The sequence below is a fragment of the Streptomyces sp. NPDC055103 genome, from assembly GCF_053607625.1.
On sequence record NZ_JBSGTX010000186.1, the window covers coordinates 1 to 1,006 of the forward strand.

Here is a 1,006-nt window from a genome sequence, read left to right on the forward strand (position 1 = left end):
ATTGAACGCTTGAGAGAAAGCCGTTCCGTTCCGCTGATGGTTTTGATCTTCATTTTGCCGTCTCTCCTTCCACAACGAGAGATAGGCGGGATGCCATTTCGTCAATCACATCGTCTTTCATGCGATAGCTTACCGGGTTGACAATAAAGCGAGAGGTAATGTCACAAATGTGCTCCGTTTCAACAAGCCCATTTTCTTTCAGCGTCTGTCCTGTGGAAACAATGTCCACTATCCGATCTGCAAGCCCAATGAGCGGAGCCAGTTCAATTGAACCGTTGAGCTTAATGATCTCGACTTGTTCTCCCTGCTCTCTGAAATAACTGGAAGCCACATTCGGATACTTTGTCGCGATTCTTGGCGCTACGCCGCTCCAGTCTGTATTCGGAAGTCCGGCGACAGCTAAGTGGCATTTGCTGATTTTTAAATCCAGTACCTCATACACGTCGCGTTCCTCCTCCAGCATGACATCCTTGCCCGCAATTCCGACGTCTGCCACGCCATGCTCCACATACGTGGTTACGTCCATCGGCTTCGCTAATATGAAACGAAGATTTTCCTCCGGCACATCGATGATCAGTTTTCTCGAATCTTCAAACTCCTCAGGGAGCCTGTAGCCTGCCTGCCTCAGCAGCCCTGCCGCTTCTTCAAATATCCGGCCCTTTGGCATCGCCATTGTGAGTAACTTACCCATTTTGCTCTTCCTTTCTGGCACCGATAAAATAAGTGACGTTTGCAAAAGATTTTGTCATCTGGTCGATATTTTCTATTCCCGATAAATCTTGAAGAACTACTTTGTTCCCTTTCATGCGTTCTTCATTCGCATAAGCGATAGCTTGCGCCCGCTGCTCTTTGCTGAAAATAACAGCGTCTATATCACATGGTTCTTCTTTCATATGAAGGGCTTCAATCAGCCGGTCGATCCGAAGCCCGAAGCCTGTTGCCGGTGCAGGTGAATCAAAATGGCCCACCGCCTCGGCCGCCGTGCGGCCGGGAGCCCGGTTCCACG

General features: G+C 49.5%; 2 protein-coding genes. Both read right to left on the reverse strand.

The window, feature by feature from the left end:
- Nucleotides 1-49: 49 nt before the first annotated feature.
- A complete protein-coding gene (gene hisG, locus ACWFR1_RS40390; RefSeq protein ID WP_015251138.1) occupies nucleotides 50-691 on the reverse strand; it encodes an ATP phosphoribosyltransferase in 642 nt (213 codons plus the stop codon).
- Nucleotides 684-1,006: hypothetical protein (locus ACWFR1_RS40395; RefSeq protein WP_453561132.1), on the reverse strand; the 323-nt coding region annotated here is incomplete at its 5' end. The genes ACWFR1_RS40395 and hisG, both read right to left, overlap by 8 nt.